Annotated in this window: 2 protein-coding genes; one reads left to right on the top strand and one right to left on the bottom strand. The window is 58.5% G+C overall.

Annotated features, from left to right (window positions below; translation table 11 throughout):
* Nucleotides 1-60: 60 nt before the first annotated feature.
* Nucleotides 61-462 carry an IS66-like element accessory protein TnpA gene (gene tnpA, locus EAV90_RS39080; protein WP_129146472.1) on the bottom strand — a complete coding sequence of 134 codons (402 nt, stop codon included), beginning with the start codon at nucleotides 460-462 and terminating at the stop codon, nucleotides 61-63.
* Between the two features lie 183 nt (nucleotides 463-645).
* On the opposite strand from tnpA, the gene EAV90_RS39075 reads away from it, so the two are divergent.
* Nucleotides 646-906: a hypothetical protein gene (locus EAV90_RS39075; protein ID WP_129146471.1), complete on the top strand. Its 261-nt coding sequence runs from the start codon at nucleotides 646-648 to the stop codon at nucleotides 904-906.
* The last annotated feature ends 1,117 nt before the right edge of the window (nucleotides 907-2,023 follow it).

Genomic DNA, 2,023 nt, shown 5'->3' with positions numbered 1-2,023 from the left:
CTCTGCGCATATCCGTGTAGCCTGTAGCCAGCCACACTCGCACATTCCCTGGTACAGAAATCATCGGCGTCCAAGCACATCGAGGACCCGCGCCACCGCCTCCGGATCGACGTGCGCATCCACCCGGATGCACCGTCGGTTGCCGAGATCGATCTCTATCAATCCAGTACGCGCAGCTGCCGCCGAACGAACTCGGCCATCAACCGTAGGCAAAAGCTTCGGAGTTTCTTCAGCCGAGGCTGCTAGGGCGGCGATCTGCACCGGCGTAAAAGATGGTGCAACTTGTTCCGATGTCCGTGCTTGGCGACGCCAGGTAAACACCAGGCTGGCCGCTACTCCGTTGCGCCGCGCAACCTCAGTTACCTTCGCGCCCGGTGCCAGCGTCTCCTCGACAATCCGTGCCTTGTCGTCCTGCGACCAACGCCGCCGCCGCTCGAGCCCGCCCAAAACCTCGACCCGCATCGCCTGATGACCTTAAAGCTAGACTTAAGGTCACACGCTTCGCGAATTACCACCCGTCACGCAAGACGGTCCTCGTCGGAGGCGTACTGTCAGGCTGCACCGGCGAACGGGCCTTTAGGGTTCTTAGAGTTCGTCCGGCTCCGAGGTGCGATAGACTAGCATCCAACTGGCGGACCTTCGCTTGTGGGTACTTTCTGCATTGACGCCAATGTCGCAGAAATATCAACTCGGCGCATGAAGGAAATGCAAGCCCAACTAGACCTGCTGCGCGCGCAAATTGCTGAATGCGAGCGACTTCAGATTGTTGCAAAAAATCAGGCTAAGCGCGATGTATATGCGCGACTGATCGTGCGCTATCGGGCCATCGCTACTGAGCTGGAGCATGCGATAGCAAATCTACCGTCATCTTTCGACACCCCCCTACGCCGCACAGAGGAGGAGTAACACCACCGCACGACGTGCGCCTTGGCCTTAAGTTTGAATTGAGCGATGGGCTAATGCTGGCCTAGTAAACGCACTGTCGGACCCAGTAGCCACCGCTCACCCGTATCCACTGGCATGGGCTCGGCGGGGGCTCTTTGATGATCGGCCACCCATGAATATCGATGTCAGTTGGCGCGGTGATGCCGCGCCAAAAGACAGCATTCGCTTTGGACGAATGGCAAACCAAACCTCCGGCGAGGCAGACAGCGGCTACGCTGCACAGCAGGAAACGGCTCATTTGTCTGATCCCGGTGAGACGTTGAACCCTTGCCGATGCTACGCGAGCCGCCGGGTTTTATCCACACCCACGAGGAGAAGTATGCCACTCCGGGGGGCGCTCCCCAACGTACAACACGGGCCGTTGCCGCTATGTTGCGTTGGAAGTGCGCGTTTGTGAGATCAGGCGCCTCGCTCCTAATTCGGTCCTTCGAAACAGTTCATTAGCTTTCACGTGGCTTGCTAGGAACGTGCCGATTACCGCCGATTGCGGCACATTGGAATGGGAATGCCGGCCCCGGCTGTTTCTCCCGACCTGCGGCTGGGGCCGTTTTTGAACTTTTGCTGTTCGTTCAACCCGGTCCATAACTATGTTTAGAGGCGTTGCCACAGCGCTGTTTGGAATGGGTATCTTTTCGCAGCTTGATCGAGCGTTCTTCTATGGCCGCCATACCGACGCCGCGCTCAAGATTGCGCGGGAGATTGGCCGAGGCTTTGGGCTGTAGGTCCGCCGCGCTGCGCTCAACATCGCTCGCGGGACTACTTCTTCAACAGCAGCCCCAACGTTCGTGCCATGCGCCTCACCGATCCAGCATGGCGGCCGAGTTCGGCGGCTATCTTCGATGTGCCAAATCCCTGCCGGGCGAGCCTGACCAATCGTCCGATCTCCTGCTCGGCCCGTTGCTTTGGCTTCGGTGTTTTCATGATGCGGCGCTCGATCCGCACCGGTTAACCGTGAGCGTCATCCAGGGACCACGCACTGAGGGCTGATCTGGTCGGCTAAGAATATCTCGCGGAATGGTTTGTCGCGGGGTCACAATGTCCAAGGATAGTCGTAAGGATAGTCGTAAGGATAGCGATA

It is taken from the genome of Bradyrhizobium vignae (assembly GCF_004114425.1).
GTDB classification, from domain to species: Bacteria; Pseudomonadota; Alphaproteobacteria; order Rhizobiales; family Xanthobacteraceae; genus Bradyrhizobium; species Bradyrhizobium vignae.
Note: the sequence above shows the minus strand (reverse complement) of the source record. Positions and strands in the feature narration are given on the sequence as shown.

Bases quoted from the DNA above. Each gene is read 5' to 3' on its own strand.
- tnpA (WP_129146472.1), bottom strand. From the start codon at position 462: ATGCGGGTCGAGGTTTTGGGCGGGCTCGAGCGGCGGCGGCGTTGGTCG.